At 39.7% G+C, this 19,373-nt stretch carries 14 protein-coding genes; 3 read left to right on the plus strand and 11 right to left on the minus strand.

Annotation, left to right across the window (positions count from 1 at the left end):
* Positions 1–5: 5 nt before the first annotated feature.
* Positions 6–1,625 carry an NADP-dependent glyceraldehyde-3-phosphate dehydrogenase gene (locus B3139_RS19770; protein WP_293885191.1) on the plus strand — a complete coding sequence of 540 codons (1,620 nt, stop codon included), beginning with the start codon at positions 6–8 and terminating at the stop codon, positions 1,623–1,625.
* Between the two features lie 144 nt (positions 1,626–1,769).
* Here the strand turns inward: B3139_RS19770 and B3139_RS19775 are convergent, their stop codons facing one another.
* The 4 genes from B3139_RS19775 to B3139_RS19790 form a co-directional block, all read right to left on the minus strand.
* Positions 1,770–2,537 carry a rhamnogalacturonan acetylesterase gene (locus B3139_RS19775; RefSeq protein WP_293885193.1) on the minus strand — a complete coding sequence of 256 codons (768 nt, stop codon included), beginning with the start codon at positions 2,535–2,537 and terminating at the stop codon, positions 1,770–1,772.
* 70 nt (positions 2,538–2,607) lie between these two features.
* Positions 2,608–4,167: a DUF4957 domain-containing protein gene (locus B3139_RS19780; protein WP_293885195.1), complete on the minus strand. Its 1,560-nt coding sequence runs from the start codon at positions 4,165–4,167 to the stop codon at positions 2,608–2,610.
* A gap of 16 nt (positions 4,168–4,183) precedes the next feature.
* Positions 4,184–5,965, minus strand: a complete 1,782-nt coding sequence (locus B3139_RS19785) for a RagB/SusD family nutrient uptake outer membrane protein (protein ID WP_293885196.1) — start codon at positions 5,963–5,965, stop codon at positions 4,184–4,186.
* Positions 5,966–5,969: 4 nt separating this feature from the next.
* On the minus strand, positions 5,970–9,164 hold the full coding sequence (locus B3139_RS19790) for a SusC/RagA family TonB-linked outer membrane protein (protein ID WP_293885198.1): 3,195 nt from the start codon (positions 9,162–9,164) through the stop codon (positions 5,970–5,972).
* A gap of 218 nt (positions 9,165–9,382) precedes the next feature.
* Here B3139_RS19790 and B3139_RS19795 point away from each other — a divergent pair, with 218 nt between their 5' ends.
* Entirely contained in the window at positions 9,383–10,393 is a 1,011-nt protein-coding gene (locus B3139_RS19795; protein ID WP_293885200.1) for a LacI family DNA-binding transcriptional regulator, read from the plus strand.
* Positions 10,394–10,477: 84 nt separating this feature from the next.
* Here B3139_RS19795 and B3139_RS19800 read toward each other — a convergent pair whose 3' ends face one another.
* From B3139_RS19800 to B3139_RS19810, 3 genes are all read right to left on the minus strand, one after another.
* Positions 10,478–12,886: an outer membrane beta-barrel family protein gene (locus B3139_RS19800; protein WP_293885202.1), complete on the minus strand. Its 2,409-nt coding sequence runs from the start codon at positions 12,884–12,886 to the stop codon at positions 10,478–10,480.
* Positions 12,887–13,024: 138 nt separating this feature from the next.
* Entirely contained in the window at positions 13,025–14,695 is a 1,671-nt protein-coding gene (locus B3139_RS19805; protein WP_293885204.1) for a PspC domain-containing protein, read from the minus strand.
* Positions 14,688–15,059, minus strand: a complete 372-nt coding sequence (locus B3139_RS19810; protein WP_046673104.1) for a PadR family transcriptional regulator — start codon at positions 15,057–15,059, stop codon at positions 14,688–14,690. The genes B3139_RS19805 and B3139_RS19810 overlap by 8 nt, the downstream gene beginning before the upstream one ends.
* A 154-nt stretch (positions 15,060–15,213) precedes the next feature.
* Between B3139_RS19810 and B3139_RS19815 the strand changes: the two genes are divergently transcribed.
* Positions 15,214–15,597, plus strand: coding sequence for a VanZ family protein (locus B3139_RS19815; protein ID WP_209578335.1), 384 nt, complete (start codon positions 15,214–15,216; stop codon positions 15,595–15,597).
* A gap of 156 nt (positions 15,598–15,753) precedes the next feature.
* Here B3139_RS19815 and B3139_RS19820 read toward each other — a convergent pair whose 3' ends face one another.
* From B3139_RS19820 to B3139_RS19835, 4 genes are all read right to left on the minus strand, one after another.
* Positions 15,754–16,452 carry a ComF family protein gene (locus tag B3139_RS19820; RefSeq protein WP_293885207.1) on the minus strand — a complete coding sequence of 233 codons (699 nt, stop codon included), beginning with the start codon at positions 16,450–16,452 and terminating at the stop codon, positions 15,754–15,756.
* Positions 16,453–16,493: 41 nt separating this feature from the next.
* The gene (rlmN, locus tag B3139_RS19825) at positions 16,494–17,594 is read right to left on the minus strand and encodes a 23S rRNA (adenine(2503)-C(2))-methyltransferase RlmN (protein WP_409050319.1); all 1,101 of its coding nucleotides are present in this window, start codon (positions 17,592–17,594) and stop codon (positions 16,494–16,496) included.
* A gap of 74 nt (positions 17,595–17,668) precedes the next feature.
* The gene (locus tag B3139_RS19830; RefSeq protein ID WP_209578331.1) at positions 17,669–18,250 is read right to left on the minus strand and encodes a tRNA-(ms[2]io[6]A)-hydroxylase; all 582 of its coding nucleotides are present in this window, start codon (positions 18,248–18,250) and stop codon (positions 17,669–17,671) included.
* A gap of 69 nt (positions 18,251–18,319) precedes the next feature.
* A complete protein-coding gene (locus B3139_RS19835) occupies positions 18,320–19,360 on the minus strand; it encodes an Atu2307/SP_0267 family LLM class monooxygenase (protein WP_293885209.1) in 1,041 nt (346 codons plus the stop codon).
* Positions 19,361–19,373 lie beyond the last annotated feature (13 nt).

Genomic DNA, 19,373 nt, shown 5'->3' on the forward strand with positions numbered 1-19,373 from the left:
AAACAATGAGCTTAAACTTAGAAGGTATCTTCTACGAGGAGAATAACATTCCCGCAGAATTTACGCTAGACGAACAGGTCGATCAAAGAGAGTTCCTTTCCAATGGAGAAATGATTTCTTGGACGGGTCAGGTAAACGAGGTTTTTTCACCAATCTGTGTAAAGACTAAGGATGGCTTGAAACGTAAGCGCATCGGTAGTTTTCCTGTTTGTACAGAAAAAGAGTCCATGGAAGCCTTGGAAGCTGCTGTAAAAGCATACGACAACGGCCGTGGAGAATGGCCGACAATGAGCGTTGCCGATCGTATTACCTGTGTTGAAAATTTCACACAAAAGATGATTGCCAAGAAAGACATTGTTGTCAAGCTTATTATGTGGGAAATTGGCAAATCCTATGCAGACTCGGTAAAAGAGTTTGATCGTACTGTAGAATATATTTACGCAACGATCGACGCATTGAAAGATATAGACCGCGACTCTTCACGTTTCCAAATCGAACAAGGTATCGTTGCGCAAATCAGGAGATCTCCTTTAGGAGTAGTACTCTGTATGGGCCCATTCAATTATCCGTTGAATGAGACCTTCACCACATTGATCCCAGCATTAATCATGGGAAACACCATGTTATTCAAACCACCTAAACATGGTACGTTATTACATTATCCTCTATTAGAGGCTTTCAGAACAAGCTTCCCGAAAGGCGTTGTCAATACAATTTATGGCCGTGGGAATAAGATTGTTCCTAGTTTAATGCAATCTGGTAAGATTAACGTATTGACTTTGATCGGTTCGAGCCGTGTTGCTGATGAACTTAAAAAATTGCACCCGAAAGTTAACCGTCTTCGTGCTATCCTTGGGCTGGATGCAAAAAATGCAGCTATCATTACGAAAGATGCGGATTTGAATTTAGCGGTTTCGGAAACCGTTCTAGGCTCTCTTTCTTTCAATGGTCAACGCTGTACAGCACTTAAAATTATCTACGTGCACCGAAGCTTAGCACAGGAATTTTTAAAACGCCTTTCGGCAGAAGTGGCAAAATTAAAATATGGGATGCCTTGGGAAAAGGGTGTGTCGCTTACTCCTCTTCCAGAAGTCAATAAACCTGCTTATTTAACGGAATGCATCGAAGATGCAAAAGCCTATGGTGCAAAAGTGATTAATGAGCACGGGGGGGAGGTTGCAGAATCATTCTTCTACCCGGCAATTGTATACCCTGTTAACTCACAGATGAAACTTTACAGAGAAGAACAATTTGGGCCAGTGATCCCTGTTGTTCCTTTCGATGACCTTGAAGAACCTATTGAATATTTAATTGGTTCCTCTCACGGCCAACAGGTGAGTATTTTCAGTAACAATGCTGCTGTTGTATCTTCATTGATTGATCCATTAGTCAATCAAGTAAGCCGTGTTAACATCAACTGCCAATGTCAGCGTGGTCCAGATACTTTTCCTTTCACCGGCAGAAAAGATAGTGCTGAAGGAACATTATCGGTAGTCGACGCATTGCGTTCGTTCTCTATTCGTTCGCTAGTGGCAACAAAGTTTACTGAGGAAAACAAAAAGTTGCTGAACGATATCGTTAGTGAAAATGAATCCAATTTCTTAAGTACTAAATACATTTTCTAGTCTCTTACGACTTCGTTGAAAAAGCGACATCGATCTGCCTGGCATTAGTCAGCTATCGATGTCGCTTTTTTTTATGAAAATCCTCTCCCTATCTATCCAATTGATTTGCGTCTACGTTTTTTCTGCTCTTGTAACACCCTTAGGTTACTTCAGAATCAGATTTTTTTGGATAGGCAGTGCTAATTCCCGAATTCCGTCGACCACGAGCTTCGCCACTTCGTCTGCTCCAAAAGTGTTTAGATGCGTATCATCTTTCTTGCCGTGGGGGTAATTTCTATCGCCGCTATTTACATATAAAAACAATTGCCGGCTCCCTTCCTCTCCATATTGCGTTAAAAGTTTCGTTGTTTTACTTTCCATATCAATCCATGCGGTGTGCGTATGATCGGCTACCTTACGTACAATGGCAGGATATTGTCCATGGGTATTCATGAGCGTGCCATTTTCAAACTTACGTCTTGCGATTGGTGTTAATAGAATTGGGACGCCTCCTTTCTCGCGCGTTTGATCGATATAAAAAATAAGATTTTGTTCGAACTCATCCAGCGATGTTCCCACGTTAGGCTTATCGATCTTTTCGTCATTATGCCCAAACTGGATGAATACATAATCTCCGCTTCGGAGATGCTCAAAGATAGGTTTCCAATGATTCACAAAGCTTCCATCTTTGCCCACATCCCGTTTAAAGGATTTTGTACTACGTCCATTTAGAGCTCGGTTATCGACTTTAACCTGTTGATTGAACAGCTTTGCAAAGGCCATTCCCCATCCAGTTTCAGGAAAGGTACTACTGTCTTTGTTGGCAGCCGTAGAATCGCCAATGATATAGATTGTAACTGGTTTTTCGCGCTGGAAAGCAAATAGAAAAATGAAAATAAGCCCTCCAGAAAATAGTAAAAATTGTTTTTTCATTACATCGGTCAAAAAAACACTCGCCTTCTTATTATCGAAGGCGAGTTGTCCTAAATTTTACTCAAATCCTTTATTTTACCCACCTCGGGTCGCCAATACCATTCTCTTTTAAGGTCTGGTTTGTTACTGTGAAATCTCCCTTGGCAGCGTCCTTAAATCCAGGGTCCAAGAGTGTATAGCCGTTGGCTACTGCATCGTTTTTCACTCCAGAGGCAGAACTGTTGTAGAAGTTTACCGCATCAAAGTAATTATTGCTTTTGCGCTCGACCAGATTAGTAGCAGACTGATTAGCAGTCATTGCCAGCGACTTCACCATTAAATTTTTGGAGAATGTAATTTCATTCTTTGCTAAACGGACATATAAAAAGCGTTTAGAAGCATCTTGTATGACGTTATAAAAAGTATTATTGTTTACTTTAAGGATACTCGTAATAGCCGGGTAAGCTGTAGATCCACCTGCATCCATGCGAATAAAATCACGCCCTGACAAAAGAGCATTAGAAACGGTATTATTTGTAAATTCAAGTGTTTTGGTAATCGCGTTTCTAAAATCAATGAAATCATTTCCATTACCGGCGATATTATCAAAAATAGTATTATTTATGCTTACGCTCTCAATCACAGCATTGACGCTACCAGAAATGATTCCTTTCGGATAATTTATCAATTTACTATCTTCCAGGCGGATATTTCCGAATGCACCTGTCTGCAAGTTAATGAAAGAGTTTCCCCCCGCCTTATTTTCTCCATCAAGTATCAGATCTTTTAATGCCAATGAAGCGCCCTTATCCAAATTAAAATAAGCAGATTTTACCATTGGACGATCGGTGGGTTTTGCCCCTTTGATGGATATCGCCTTGTCGATTAGTACATCCGCCGCTAGCGAATAGACCCCCGGCATTAGAGCGAGCACATCCCCCGCTTTGGCTGTACCGATCACAGCCGTTAAATTATCTGTAGGCTGCACAACAACTGCATCACCCAAGTCAAGCAATGTCATAAATGTGACGGACCCGCGGATTTTGTTTCCTTTCAACAATGTCGCTGTATAGCTTGTTTCTGCGGTTAGCCCTGTGACGGTTGCCTCCCCTGCTGCAATCTCTTGCGGAGTGACGGTATGGATGATATTCCCGGGGTTAACACTTATTGTCGTAGCCTCTTCCCCTGGGGTCCAATTAAGACGAACTGAAGTGGCCTGTATACCCTCTGGGCTGACAGCTTTCATAATCTGTTCTTCGTTTGTCTTAAAAGTAATGGTACTCCATTTGGAGTCTGCAATCGCCGTTCCGATAGCCTTGATGCGGACAGAATAATTTGTTGCCCCATCCAGTCCAACAATAGTATAGGGAATCTGGTCATTGGTAATCCCTTCAATTTTTTTGACCGGGCTACCTTCAAAATTGAGTTCACCATTCGCAAATAGTTCTAAGGTATAACTCTCGGCTGCTGAATTCTTCTTCCAGGTCAATCGGACTCCTGTTTGATTGACTATTTGGGCACTCATTCCCGTAGGAGAAAAATAACGGTCTGTCGTTAATTCCGTTAATTCTTTTACGCGATCATCGGAACAGCTTATGCCTGTCACTATGAGCCCGAGGCCGAGATATAGCAATATATTGATTCTTTTCATGCGTATGCTTATTTTTCTATTGAAAACTAAAACCATTGTTTGTCAACTTACCGTTGCTGTTATCCAGAAAATATTGCCAAATAGGCCAAAATTGCTGTGTATTGGGATCACGTAGATACAAAGCATCCCAAAAGGCTGCTAGGTCGCTACTCGCAACCATTGTCCATTTTTTCGATGAAGGGTATCCTGCTACGGCACCTGCTGCATCTGTATCGCCATAGTTTAAGCCATATATTTCCACTTTTTCCCCATCAGCGGCTGTCTTGTAGTAAATATTGGCCGGCAATGTCGCATATTTACCCTGCCTATTTTCCAGCTGCTGTAGTTTTTGTTTAGCTTCAGCCAATTTGGGCCCCAGCAGATTCCATCGAATCAAATCCCCTTTACGCAACATTTCTCCCGTAAATTCCAGTGCACGTTCATTGACAATTGCATTAAAGAAAACATCCTTACCTGCGGTAATCTGCTGCATGTAGGCTGTCACTTTCTCTGGATTGTTTGGATATGCTCGATCACGGATCATTTTAAAGTAAGGGGCAGCAGCACTCGGACCATCCAATTCATTAATAGACTCTGCCGCCATGAGAAGTACATCGGCATACCGCATATACATCCAATTTAATCCATCGTCATTTGTAGAAGTAACAAATCTAGACATCCACTCATAGCGGTACTTTCCAAAATACCATTTAACAAGATTTGTTGGCACCTGCACCCCGCTCGTCCATTCATAAGGAACACAACTCACATCCCGGCGCACATCTTCTTTCTCATACTCATAGAACATGATTGGATTAGGTCCATTTGTCCCACCTTTATTTTGTCCGGTATACTTATCTGTTGTGGTATGTTTAACGCCAAGGTCAAATATAACGCGGCCACGGCCTTCACTAAACGGAATTTCCCATAATGATTCTAAGCCAGCCTGACCTTTTTCTTGACACAATGTTTTAAAAACTTCTTCAAAACCCAGAAGTTTTGCAGTGCCACTAGTAATAATATCCAAGCATTCTTGTTTTGCTATCGCATACATCTTTTTTGAATCCAGTTCTGGATCATTACTTTTTCGAATTCCATCTGCACGTTGCGAATAACCTCCGGCGGCCAAAGCCAAACGAGCACGCAGCCCCTTAGCGAACGCTTTATTGACATGCTCAACATTGGCCGTTTTAGTACTTTGATTTGGCCAAGGCAAATATTTTTGTGCTTCCTCCAAATCGGCAAGTAATTGCTTGTAAATTATGTCTCGGTCACTACGCTCGATATAGATGGTTGCTGTACTAAGCGGTTCAAAACGGGCTGGTACATCTCCCCATGCCTTGATGAGATCGTTGTACACAACAGCTCTTAAAGTTAGTATCTCCCCTAGAATATAGGCCATTTCTGGACGTTGTTCTATGTCGCCGTACTTACGCAACCCTCTAATCGCCAAATTCGCTCGTTCTATTCCTTCATAGAACTTCGCCCAGGCATTATTATCGGTATTCATCTGGGTGTTATTCACGTTTGTGTTATAGTTTGACAATCGTGATTTTTCATCGCCAGTATTCTTTAAGCTATTATTGACTTCTGTGTCTGTATTGATGCCATAAAATACGAGGTACCTCCCCCGATAAGAGTTTGTTTCACCAAAAGATTGAATAATTCCTGCAACTGCTCCCTCCGCAAGATCTTGATTGGAAAAGATAACCGACTCATCCAATGCAGATTTAGACGGTGCTTCCAATATTTTATTGCAAGAAGATACGGATCCAGCAAATATTAAAGCCATTGTTATATGCAAAAGTGTTTTTTTCATAAGACTAGAAGTTTAAATTAAGACCTGCTACGAAAGTTCTGCTTTTTGGATAAGCCGAATAATCCACCCCCGGAGTAAGGTTTGTCCTCCTTCGTGTAGAGACTTCAGGATCAAAACCACTATAATTTGTCCAAACGGCAAGATTATATCCAGACACATATACTCTGAAGTTCCGGATTTTCAACTTTTCTGTAAATGCCTTAGGGAGCGTATATCCTATTGTAACAGTTCCCAAGCGCAAAAACGAACCATCCTCCACAGCCCAGTCGCTGAATACAAATTTATTGGTAAGAGGAGACCAGAGACTTGTATTTTTATTCATATCCTCCAATTGGTTAGCATCGTTACTGATTGTTCCATCGGGCAGTAAATTGGTCCAACGTTGTCCTTCTTCCATCACATTAAGCATGTTTCGGTTATTATATTTGCTCGTGGATGTATATTCAATCTTATTTGCATTGTAAATATCATTTCCATAGCTCCAGTTAAATAATGCCGTCATATCAAAGTTATAGATGCGTGTATTGATTGAAAATCCACCAGTGTGCAAAGGGTTTGCATCGCCAATAATCGTTTGATCACTGGCGTTTATCTTGTTATCATCACCGGCTAAATTTTTTAATTTCATCGTTCCTGGTCTTATGGTACCCACAACCGCAGAGGCATCGGCTACACCATCCTTTAAAATCCATTTGTTTGCGGTAGCATCATAGGCTTTAAAATCACCGACTTCGTAACGTCCGTCGCTCATATAACCATACATTTTACCCACTCGCCCGCCAGTCTCCACAATGTAATCCGTTCCAATTTCTGTTGAAGCCCACCCCGAAGCCATTGGAATCGAAGCCAGAGTCCCCAAAGAATTGACTTTCGTTTGATTGAAACTAATATTACCGCTAAAATTAAGATCAAAGTTTTTCTTATTTATTGCAGACCAGTTTAGCGTAAGCTCAATACCTTTATTTTGGGTCTCCCCCAAGTTGCGGTATTGATCATCATAGCCTGATCCGGCAATTGGGAAAAGGATCAGAAGGTCTTTCGTTTTGTTTTTATAGACATCAATCGTTCCCGATAGCTTCTTCTTGAACAGGGTAAAGTCCAGCCCTATATTCTTTGAAATGGTCGTTTCCCATTTTAAATCTGGATTAGACATTGTTTTTGACGTCGCCCAATAATTTTTATACCCATTAACCCATTCCGTATTCTTAACCGGAAATATGGGATAGATCTGCTCTAATGGAATATTATTATTTCCGGATGTACCCAAACTTGCCCTAAGCTTCAGGTCATCCAGCCAAGATTGCGTATTGTTCATAAATCGTTCTGATGAAATCCGCCAAGCTGCTGCCATGGATGGGAAATATCCCCAATAATTATCTGCAGAAAACTTCGACGAACCATCTGCCCGAAAAGTTGCATTAAATAAATACTTCGAATCTAGATCATAATTTACCCGGCCAAAAAATGATAGTAATTTTTCGTCAGCAAACATATAATTGTTTATCGTACTGGAGGCGCCTTGTGGCGTTAATCTGCTGGTATCATCCAGTTTAAAGCTTTTCGGAAAACCGTGTGTTGTATTCGTATTTAATGTTTTTTGTGTAAACAAATATTCCTGGCCAACTAACACACTTAAACTATGTCCTTTCGGGAGAAAATCTTGAAAGTTATAGTTCAGTGTGTTTGTTGAACGTATTCCCTGGGTAGAAGTATTCAATGAGATAAGAGCGGGCTTATTTTGTTCTAACGCAGCGGGAACATTTCGTACATAATAAGTGGTTGTGCCGTAAAATCGATCGTTATAATTGCGGTAATCATCAAAGCCAAATTCTGTCCTAAACCGTAAGTTTTTAACAATATCCCAGCTAAATGCCGCATTTAGGTTATACGTTCTTCTTCGCTGCAACTGATCATTATCGACCAAGGACTCTAGTGGATTATATAAATTGAATTCATCATCGGTTTCATCACTATTTGTCAAACCTCCCACCGGAAAGGGAGGATAAATCATTGCAAATTTTAATCGAGAGTCTGCTGATGAGGCTTCATTCTGTTCATTCATGCCTCCACCTGAAATGCGAACGTCAGAAAATCGTGCTCCTAGATCTATTGAAGTGCTTTTAGATGGCTTATGGTTCAGCTTGAAATTAATGTTTTGTCTCTGAAAGCCTGACATTTCCATAATTGCCTTATCTTTTACAAAGGAATGTGAAATAGAATATTTCGTTTTATCAGTGCCTCCGGACAGGTTGAAATTCTGATTGAAAGTATTTCCTGTTCTTCCGAATACAAGTTCCTGCCAATCGTTTGGTTTGACGTCTTTATAGAGATCTATATCCTGAAAGTTACCGAAGTATTTGACATAGTTATCCAGGTTATTTTCCAATAAGGCCTGTTCGTATTGCCATGTTACATAATCGTATGGAGACAATACATCAAGTTTTTTTGCCAAATTTCGAATTCCTCCAAACGCACTATAACTAATTGATGTTTTTCCAGATTTGGCACTTTTAGTGGTTACGATGACAACCCCATTTGCACCCCGGGAGCCATATATAGCTGCAGAAGATGCATCTTTTAATACATCAATCGATTCAATATCAGCAGGTGCGATATCTGATATCGAAGACATCGGAAATCCATCCACGATATATAAAGGGGCGTTATCTCCCGTAACGGACCCACCGCCACGCACACGAACCTTCATCTCGGCATCAGGGGAACCTTCTGTTGAAGAAATCTGTATGCCCGCCATTCTTCCTGCAATCGCTTCAAGAGCAGATGATACTGGCGCTTTGGAGATCGTTTCTGCACCTACGGAGGTTACAGCCCCCGTCAGATCTTTTTTCTTAACGGTTCCATATCCGATATTAACGGTTACTTCCTCGAGCGCATTAGACTTTTCCTCTAGAACAATACTAAGCATCTTCTGATTCGTAGGAATTGTAACTTTTTTAGTCTGAAATCCGACATAGGTAAATTGAAGTTCGTTATTGTTACCAGGTATCTCGATGCTGAACTTTCCACGTTGGTCGGTCACAGCAACAATTTTTGTCCCATACACGGTCACACTCACACCCGCCAACGCTTTTTGATCTGTACCAACGACTGTGCCTTGGACTTTTCGGGTTTGAGCGTGCGCATTTAATGTGAATAACGAAGCACAGATAGCAGTAGAGATTACTAAGGCTTTACTCATATTTTTAGGGTTTAAAATTTTAATGATTAAATTGCTGTTGCAGGAACTGCATCAAAATTTAATTGGTTATCATACAATCAAGTTTACAAAGTATATTTCACTTGTTCATGCAAGTATCATTAAAAAGTTATGCAAACGTTGCCGGCAACGTTTGCATATCCTGATAAATTAGGTTTTGTAATTTTTTTTGATTAATATTATAGTTTATTTTGCCGATTATGAGATTCGAAAACTATACAATTAAAGATATTGCTAAAGCGCTTAATTTATCCACTTCCACGATCTCGAGAGCCTTAAGAGATAGTTATGAAATAAGCCCCGAAACAAAAAAGATTGTATTGGAATATGCCGAAAAGATAAACTATCGCGCCAACCCTATCGCTAGAAGTTTGAAAGAGCGTCGAAGTCATTCGATCGGTGTTATTGTTAGCGAAATAGCCAATAATTTTTTCTCACAGGTCATCAATGGTGTAGAATCTGTTGCTTATGATAAGAACTTTCAAATTATAATATCGCAAACGCATGAATCGTCTGTACGCGAACGACTAAATGTTGAATATTTAACTTCCAGATCCATCGACGGACTATTGATTGCATTATCTTCGGAAACCGAAGATATATCCTATTTGCAGCAGCTGAAGGAGCGGGGATTTCCCATTGTCTTTTTTGATCGCGTGCCGCAGCAGTTTGACACCTACAAAGTCGTTGTAAACAATCAACAAGGAGCCTATGATGCCACACAGCACCTTATAAAACTCGGAAAGAAAAAAATTGCCCATCTGACAAACTCCAAATCATTGTCTATAACGAAGGATCGATTAATTGGCTATAAAAAGGCGCTCATGGCGAATCATATCGATTTTGATCCAAATTTGGTCAAGTATTGTCAACATGGCGGGCTACACTCAGCGGAAATTGAGCAAGCTGTCGAGGAACTTATCCGCATTGGTTTTGATGCTATTTTCATTTCGGGAGACAAATTAACCACAGGATATCTTCATGTAATAAAAAAAAGGCCTTTAGCAGCACAACAAGATATCGCTATTGCTGGATTTACAAACTCAAATGTTGTAGATTTATTTTCTTCCAAAGTAACTTCTATTAGACAGCCTGCTTTCGAAATGGGGAAAATCGCGACAGAATTGCTTATTAAGTTGATAGAAACCAAATATCCAATCGCTGAGTTTGAAACTCGTGTATTACCTACTGAATTGATCAACAATGATTAAATCGATGGGGTACTGAATTCACATCAAACAAAAAAACCGTAAGAAATGATACTCTTACGGTTGAGATAATAAGACATTCATGTCCTATTGCGCCCTTTCCTTTTCTTCGTTACTCGTATCTTTCTTACGATAATTATTTTTTAAATTTCCAAATTTATACGAATAGGTTAATCGGACCACACGACGATCTTGGTATTGTCTAATACTGGAATCAAAGTCTCCGAAATTAGTTTTCAGGTTCTGATTTCCTGTATTAAATAGGTCGCTCACGGCCAACTTTAAAGAATTACGTTGATCTTTAAACGTTTTTGTCGCTCCAACCTCCATATCCCAACGGCCTCTCATATCGTATACGTTGTATTTGAAGGGAGAGAAATATCTTAAGTTGACATTCGCCGACAGGCTTTTCGCCAGCTTAAGATTGTGCATGGATGTAGCTTGCAAAAGAAAAGATTTTCTTTTTAGTGGGTGGCCGCTCACCATGCCATTAAAGTCAAAATAGATACCAGTAACATTGTTATTCATGCTCCAAATATTGGATACTGTAACCGGAATGTTCAGATTCAGATAAGCCGTTAAGTTCTTACCTAAATTTTCACGTATAACCCAAGTTTGTTTCAGTACCGAATCTTGTCCCATGCTTTCTACAATAGCATCCCTTACATCGTTAATACCCAATGTCACATTATAACGCTGCATCAACGTATAATTGAAGGTAAATTCATTGGAATATTGCGGATTTAGATACGGATTACCACGCTCAAAGGTTAGTTTATCAATGAAATAATCAAAAGGATTGAGCTGACGGTAATTGGGGCGGGTGATTTTCCTTGCATAACCCAATGAAAAAATATGGTTTGCATGGAGGGTATACGTTAGGTTTGCATTCGGAAAAAGCTTAAAGTAATTCCGTTTCACCTGCTTATTTAATGTTAATGAATTTCCGTCGGAAAACGTATATTCCCCTCTTGCTCCTACCTTCATTCCCCATTTTCCAATCGTATTGTTATAGTCTATATATGTCGCGGCAATCTGCTCTTTATACACAAAATGATTTGTACGCTTTTCATTGCTAATCCAAGAGTTGTTCAAAAAGTCTTCAAACGTTAAATCATTATCCGACGTAACATTGGAGTATTTAGCTCCCATTTCAAGCTTGGAAACCTTAGAGAGCGGTTGTTCATAATCCAGTTTGGCGACATAAATATCGATTCCGATGGGCATTCTACTTCGTTGGATCTCCTCAGGCGTAATGGCGTCCATCTGACCATCAAAATATTGATTATTGTAGCTGACACGTTTACTGCTATTGAATTTACTCCAATCCAGATCGAAAGTGAGTTTTCTGCCATTAGAATCAATTCGAAACTCGTTGTTCAAATTAGCAGAGTAACGATCAAATAATTCTTTGAATGCAGACGTCGAAATCAAAAGGGAATCCAATGTTGTAAAAGACTTTCCTACATTGGTCTTACTATCGTTATCATTGTATTCGACATTATTTGATCCATTAAACTGTACCGTGACTGTGTTTCTAGCTGATGTCTTTTGCTCTATCCCAAAACGATAAGAATGGTTTCTTTCCTTTTCATGTAATAGTGATTTTTGATTGAAATAAGTCTTTACTCCTTCATTCTGTATGATACGGTCGAGCAGAAGCTTGCGGTAGCTTTTTTCATCAGAATAGGCATACGATCCGAATAGCGTTGTATTGTTCTTTTTATAGTTTAACGACAAGGAGCTATTCCCTCTGAATTTTTCACCCCTCCCTGCCGTCATGTTAAAGGTGCCGTTAAATCCTTCCATCCGATTCTTTTTTAGAACGATATTTATAGTTCCCACTGCCCCCTCAGCATCATCCTTAGCTGCGCGAGTGGTTATCACTTCGACTGACTTAATCTGATTGCCATCTGTACTCTTCAAGAAATTCACCAACTGCTCACCGGACATATAGGTCTGCCGTCCATCGATAGTAACGGAGACACCAGATTGCCCCATCAACTGTAAATTATTGTTGTTATCCAAGCTTACTCCCGGAGCTCGTTGTACAATATTTAGGGCATTATTCCCTGCTGCTAAGGGAGAATTTTCCACATTTAGCACCAATTTACCGGGCTTGCTTTCAACCATCGGCCGCTTACCTTCAACAGCAACTTCCTGCAGTTTTCGTGTATCGGTTTTCAACAGAATTATGGGCGCATTGTAATCTGACGTAGCAATATCAAAAACATTACTTTTATTGCTTATATACCCGATCATCTTGATGTGGACATAATAACGTCCAGGTTTTATATCTGAAAACTGGTATTTTCCATTTTCATCTGTAACGCCTGTTTTCAACATAACGTCCATCTTGGCGCTCATGAGGTAAACCGTTGCAGAAGCCAAAGGCGCGTTGTTTTCCAGCTGTACTTTCCCTGTGACTTTAACTTGCGCACAGGCAAAGGAAGCAATCAATAAATTTAAGAGTAAGAGGTAAAAATATCTTTTCATTCGTTTATAAAATAGATGCAAAAGCAGTTACGTTGAGGGTATTCAATAGGCTTATCACACGAGGTTGCGTACTGACTTTCGATTGGCTAAAGCTACCATACCTTGTCTTCCGCCCGCAGGCAGAAGACAAAGTATCGGTTATTTCTTTTTTGTTTCTACTGTGACACCATCTTTTTTCACCTTGATAATGGTATCACGACGGATGACGATAGACGTATCATTTGCGGCTACTTCACTGTCTTCCGCATCTACTTCGTCGTTGTCATCAGATTTTTTCGGTGGCAGGGCGCATTTCAACCCGAGTGAAGTGACCATAAATTCGACATCCTTTACGTCACTTAAATCCTCACTGTACCGGTCACGGCATTCATAAAATGAAATATCTCTTAATTTATCTTCCAGTTTATCGTTAATGATCAGTTTGGTTCCGACTGGAAGAAACAAAGTTATATTGACTTCTTGGTCCCGATAGAGTTCGCCTTCATTTAATTGAAAAGCATTGTCAAATACTAGAGATGTACTATCTTGCCTCAACGTATAATGAATGTTACTTGCTCTATCCGTTGCAACTTTATAGGAGTTTCCTTTAGCCGAATATTCATAACGCACGTAAGGTTCTTGTAAGGAGTCGATACGTTCAATGCGGATGCGAATATTACGTCTTAAATAGGTAGACAGGTTTTCGCTTTTTATGCCCAGACCGCTTTTTACACCGTTCTTTAAGCGGATCACCCGAATATCATTTTCATTTAAGTAATAAACAGCTTGCTTTTGCAGCGGCTTCTCTTCAACAATTGTACTTGACTCTTTGAATTCTTTCGCTACGGATGTAGAATAGTAAATAATAGCACCTATCGAAGCCAACCACACCAAAAATAATGTTGTAGTCAAATAATTGCTCATTGGCTTTTTCTCGAAAAGAACACGGAGAAGTAAATAGAACAATCCAGCAAACGGGATAAAAATGGCCAAGAAACCTGCTATCAACGCAAAAGGTACATCGCTCGGATCCATTAAATAAAAAGGTCCAGAGTTATCCATAACGTCTGGAATGACGTTTAGAATAGCTAATGCAAAGAAAATAAGTCCAATGATCAAACCAATGAGGGTCAACCCAACGATTATAACGAAGAATACGCCAATGACTTTTACAATAATCTGCAATAATTTAGCAACACTATCGCCTGTCCGATCCATACCTCTTGAAAATGAGTCACGTACTCCACTCATTTCTTCGTCGAACGAACGTTTAAAATTATGAATATTTGGGGCCTCACCACGCATCTCCATTTTATCTGCACGCGTGATAGCCAACGGCATTACAATCCACAGTATGACATAGACCAATACGCCTGATCCACCGATCACAACAAATAAAGCAAAAAGTAACCGTACCCATTTAGCCTCAATGCCAAAAAAGTGCCCAAGCCCGCTACATACTCCACTAAAAACTTTGTCATCAGGGTCGCGCATCAATTTTTTCCCCACTTTAAACCCGTCTGCATTCGACTGTTGCTGGAAAGACGAATAACCCTCCTGATCTTCGGATTCAAAATCGCTGACGCTTCCCATTTGCTCGATCACTGCATTAACGTCATCCATATTAAGCACTTCCTTGCTACCTGCCTGAATCTTCTCGGTAAACATTTCAGCAATACGGTTCTCGATATCTTCTAAAATTTCGCGGCTATCTTCTGATTGTCCAAAGTGCTTCTTTATATCAATCATGTAGGAGCGAAGCACCTCATAAGCATCCTCTTCGATATGAAAGACGATACTATTTATATTGATAATTATTGTCTTATTCATCGTTATTATCTTTAACTGGTTTAGTTGAATCATTGTTTCTACCTACCAATGAAGTGTTTACAGCAAACACCAACTCATTCCAGGTAACATCTAATCTAGAAAGGACTTCCAATCCTTCCTGTGTGATTTCATAATATTTTCTAGGCGGACCTGAAGTTGACTCTTTCCATATATAGCTTAACAGCCCATTGTTTTTTAGACGGGTCAAAAGCGGATATAAGGTGCCTTCTACAACCAATAATTGAGCTTTCTTCAGTTCGCTGATAATATCGGAGGCATAAATTTCTCCTCGAGAAATTATGGATAGGATACAGTATTCTAGTATCCCCTTCCTCATTTGTATTTGTGTATTTTCAGCTATCATAACAATACAAAGATATATGTATTTTATGGTACCATGCAATACATAGTACCATACAAAACAACATTAATTACATAAAAACCTGATTTACAGTCAAATAATTTTTAAATAAATAATAATTTAATTTCTATCAGGAAATTTTTGGATATTTATTGCCATGATTAAAATCTTGCTAGACTATAAATGGTGTTTTATTTGGGCCATCATAGTTATCGTTTTATGCACACTCCCGGGCAACAATTTCGACGCAGTTCCTTCTTATCCCGGTATGGATAAATTAGTCCATTGCGGTATGTTCTTTGTTTTCTGCACGCTGCTATATAATGGGGTGATCCAACAATTCAGCGGCAAACCGACACGTTGGGTTCCTTTCTTTATTGTATCTATACTCGGATTCTTATTTGCAGGGCTGACCGAATTACTTCAGCTTTACATTTTTACTTATCGCAGTGGCGATTGGTGGGATTTATTTGCTGACACTATCGGAATAGGTATGGCAGGGTTTGCTTATCTTCTGAATTATGTCAACCGAAGGTCATAGATATGTTGTTGGATTTATCTCGATGACTTACTCATTTTTGAAATATGAGAAGATCGGACGATTTACAGCCTAAATTACCCGAATCGCAGTTGAAGAGGTAGGTGTAGATTTTAGTTCTGATAGTTTGCCCCCAATAAGCTAGGCTTGGCGAATGAACTAGGCCCTAGCCAAAGTGGCGACAGAAATCCGACAGTCAAAAGACGCGAAAAGCATTAACGCTGCTGAAATAACTGTTGCACCTGTTGTCAACACATCGTCCACCAATAGTATGTGCACATTATCCATTAAAACAGTGGTGTGACAATCAAAGATATCACTTACGTTTTCATAGCGCTCGAGCCTTCCCTTGCCCGTTTGACTGATGGTTGCTTTCTTTCTAACCAAAATATCTTCCCGCAATGGAATTTCCATTGCTCTGGCTATTCCCCTTCCAAAGTAGGTAGATTGATTATACCCTCTTTTCCGTAATTTACTACTATGTAAAGGCACAGGAATAACAAAATCAATATCTTGGTACGCCTTTACTTCGATTAATTTTAAGCCATATTGATAGCCAAAGTATTCCGCAAGAAAAGGTTGGTTATTGTATTTAATCTGATAGATTAGACGTTCTACACGGCTATCCTTTTGCATGAACAGGAAAGAGCATGCTTCTTCCAACGGTGCTTTTCCCCAGAGCTGTCTCGCGGTATCATTATCTGAGTATTCGTGATAGTTCGTATAAGGCAAATGAAAATCGCATGCAATGCAGATAAACTTTTCCTGATATTTTAGCACACACCCGCAACATCCACATTCTCTCGGAAAAAATATAGACACGAAATCGCCAAAAAGCTTATTTAGTTCGGACTTCATCTGGTTAACTCTCCTATTAAAGATAGGAACAATCCATCAGATTATGCTTCAGATTCCTCTTCTTTCTTATCCTTGATGGCTAATTGCCCACAAGCGGCATCAATATCCTTTCCACGGCTGCGTCTGACATTCGTGATGATTCCTTGACTTTTGAGATAATTTGCAAAAATTTCGATTTTATCTGCTTCGGCATTTAGGAAGTCTGCTAATGCAATAGGATTATATTCAATTAGATTGACTTTACAGGGCACATGTTTACAGAATTTGGCCAGTTCTTTCGCATCGTCCAATTCATCATTGAAATTATTAAAGACAATATATTCAAATGTGATCGGGCTCTTTGTTTTGGCATAGAAATATTTTAGGGCTTCTGCCAGCGCCTTTAGGGAGTTCTGCTCGTTAATTGGCATAATCTCATTTCGCTTTTTATCATTTGCGGCATGCAAAGAAAGCGCTAAGTTGAAACGCACTTGATCATCACCCAATTTCTTAATCATTTTTGCAATACCGGCCGTGGACACTGTAATCCGCTTGGCAGCCATATTCAATCCATCTGGAGCAGTAATACGTTCTACCGATTTCATCATATTGGCATAATTCAACAAGGGCTCTCCCATTCCCATATAGACAATATTTGTCAGAGGCTGACCATAATTCTCCTCGGCTTGCTTGCTGATTAGAACGACCTGATCATAGATCTCATCGGCATTGAGGTTCCTTTTGCGATCCATATAGCCTGTTGCACAGAACTTACAGGTCAGACTACAACCTACTTGTGAACTGACACAGGCTGTCATACGCTCGGGAGCCGGTATTAACACGCCCTCAATGATATTATTATCGTAGAGCCAAAAACTACTTTTAATGGTTTTATCCGAGCTGATCTGTGATTCTTTAATTGTAACCGCATTGATTGTAAAATGCTCTTTTAGCTTCTCGCGAAGGGATTTACTTAGATTGCTCATCTGATCAAAATCTACACAAGATTTAACCCAAATCCATTCATAAATCTGTTTTGCACGAAAACCTTGCTCCCCCAACGCTGTAAGTTGGTCTTTGATCTGATCCAAAGACAAACTCCTGATATCTATTCTTTTACTTTTTTCAATCACGGTACAAAGATAAGAATAATTAAGTGACAAAAAATCCCGTTCTAAGAAATAGAACGGGACAACTGTTATGTATGTGTTTTAAAATAGGTAGGGGCGATATCCGATTAGCCATGAATGGCCTCTTTACTTCCATATGACTGAATAAGCTTACCTTCAAAATCCAACCACTCTTTCCAACGCTTTTCTACATCAACATCTATAGTATATTTACGTGCAAAATTTAAAAATGTGGTATAATGATTTGCTTCAGAAACCATTAAATCATAATAAAACTTTGCCAATTCTTTATCTTGAATATTTTGCGACAGCACCCTAAAACGTTCACAACTACGAGCTTCAATCATGGCAGCAAATAATAAACGGTCTATAAAAGCCATGTTACGGCTCCCGTCCTTTTTAGAAAATTTCATCAATTGACCAACATAATCATCTTTTCGCTCACGCCCTAAAGTATAACCACGTTCTTTAATGATATCAATGACCATCTTAAAATGCTCCATTTCTTCGATAGCGATTGCGGTCAATTCATGTACCAAATCCTCGTACTCTGAGTTGTTTGTAATTAAGGATATTGCATTTGAAGCAGCTTTTTGTTCACACCATGCATGATCTGTCAAAATCTCCTCTAAATTACCTTCTGCGATGTTTGCCCACCGCGGATCTGTCAATAACTTTAATCCAAGCATCTTACTCTCTAAAATGATTTATTCCACAAAGGTATGTAATATCTGAACGTTAAAAAAATGATAATATCTCTAAATATCTTTATGTAATACCTTTCTAATTTCTGGTGCTATTTTCTCGCCATAAATCTCTATAGATTGCAACATTTCTTTATGTCCGGGGGCACCTACATCCATATGGGCAGAGAAACGTGTCAGCTTAAATTTCTCCTGAATCTGCAAGATTTTATCTACGGCATAATTAGCATCTCCAACAAGCAGGTGGCCCCTTGAAGACCTTCCGAAATCATATTGCGTGCGTTGATATGGAGGCCAGCCTCGACTTGACCCTATGCGATCCATCTGTGCGGAATAAATCGGATAGTAATAATCTGCAACCTGGGCGCTGTTATCGCCAAAAAATGCATGCATGTGTACTCCAACTTGAAAATTAGCCATATCATGACCATTATCCTCATACGCTTGGCGATACATGTCAAATAGATGATCGAAACTTTCATACATACCACCAATGATAGCAAACATGACAGGCAAACCCAATTTTCCTGCACGGATAACAGAAGAAGTTGTGCCCCCTACGGCAACCCAAATCGGCAGTGATCCGTTCTTAGGCCGAGGGAAAATTTCTTGATTGATTAGGGGAGCTCTAAAATTTCCACGCCATGTGATTGGATTTTGCTCATTCAATCTAAGCAAAAGCGCTAACTTCTCTTCAAATAATTCGGAATAATCTTTGAGATCATAACCAAATAAGGGAAAGGATTCGATGAAAGATCCTCTTCCGGCCATTAACTCGGCCCTTCCATCTGACAACAAATCAACTGCAGCGAAATCCTGAAATAATTTGACAGGGTCGGCAGAACTCAATACCGAAACTGCACTCCCCAATTTAATATTATTGGTCACTGTAGAAGCCGCCGCTAAGACTATCTCTGGTGCTGCTACTGCATAATCTGCGCGATGATGTTCTCCTATTCCAAAGAAATCTAAGCCCACTTGATCCATGAGTTTGATTTCTTCAATAATTTCTTTCATTCGGTCTTGTGCTGCCTGGATCTGACCCGTAACTGGATCTATCCGAGAGTCACCAAACATTCCTATTCCTAATTCCATAATTGTCTATTTA

This window comes from Sphingobacterium sp. UBA1498 (genome assembly GCF_002325125.1).
GTDB lineage: Bacteria > Bacteroidota > Bacteroidia > Sphingobacteriales > Sphingobacteriaceae > Sphingobacterium.

What these genes read in the sequence shown, in the direction of transcription:
- B3139_RS19770 (WP_293885191.1), top strand. Translation starts at nt 6, where the DNA reads ATGAGCTTAAACTTAGAAGGTATCTTCTACGAGGAGAATAACATTCCC.
- B3139_RS19775 (WP_293885193.1), bottom strand. Translation starts at nt 2,537, where the DNA reads ATGAAAAAACAATTTTTACTATTTTCTGGAGGGCTTATTTTCATTTTT.
- B3139_RS19780 (WP_293885195.1), bottom strand. Translation starts at nt 4,167, where the DNA reads ATGAAAAGAATCAATATATTGCTATATCTCGGCCTCGGGCTCATAGTG.
- B3139_RS19785 (WP_293885196.1), bottom strand. Translation starts at nt 5,965, where the DNA reads ATGAAAAAAACACTTTTGCATATAACAATGGCTTTAATATTTGCTGGA.
- B3139_RS19790 (WP_293885198.1), bottom strand. Translation starts at nt 9,164, where the DNA reads ATGAGTAAAGCCTTAGTAATCTCTACTGCTATCTGTGCTTCGTTATTC.
- B3139_RS19795 (WP_293885200.1), top strand. Translation starts at nt 9,383, where the DNA reads ATGAGATTCGAAAACTATACAATTAAAGATATTGCTAAAGCGCTTAAT.
- B3139_RS19800 (WP_293885202.1), bottom strand. Translation starts at nt 12,886, where the DNA reads ATGAAAAGATATTTTTACCTCTTACTCTTAAATTTATTGATTGCTTCC.
- B3139_RS19805 (WP_293885204.1), bottom strand. Translation starts at nt 14,695, where the DNA reads ATGAATAAGACAATAATTATCAATATAAATAGTATCGTCTTTCATATC.
- B3139_RS19810 (WP_046673104.1), bottom strand. Translation starts at nt 15,059, where the DNA reads ATGATAGCTGAAAATACACAAATACAAATGAGGAAGGGGATACTAGAA.
- B3139_RS19815 (WP_209578335.1), top strand. Translation starts at nt 15,214, where the DNA reads ATGATTAAAATCTTGCTAGACTATAAATGGTGTTTTATTTGGGCCATC.
- B3139_RS19820 (WP_293885207.1), bottom strand. Translation starts at nt 16,452, where the DNA reads ATGAAGTCCGAACTAAATAAGCTTTTTGGCGATTTCGTGTCTATATTT.
- B3139_RS19830 (WP_209578331.1), bottom strand. Translation starts at nt 18,250, where the DNA reads ATGCTTGGATTAAAGTTATTGACAGATCCGCGGTGGGCAAACATCGCA.
- B3139_RS19835 (WP_293885209.1), bottom strand. Translation starts at nt 19,360, where the DNA reads ATGGAATTAGGAATAGGAATGTTTGGTGACTCTCGGATAGATCCAGTT.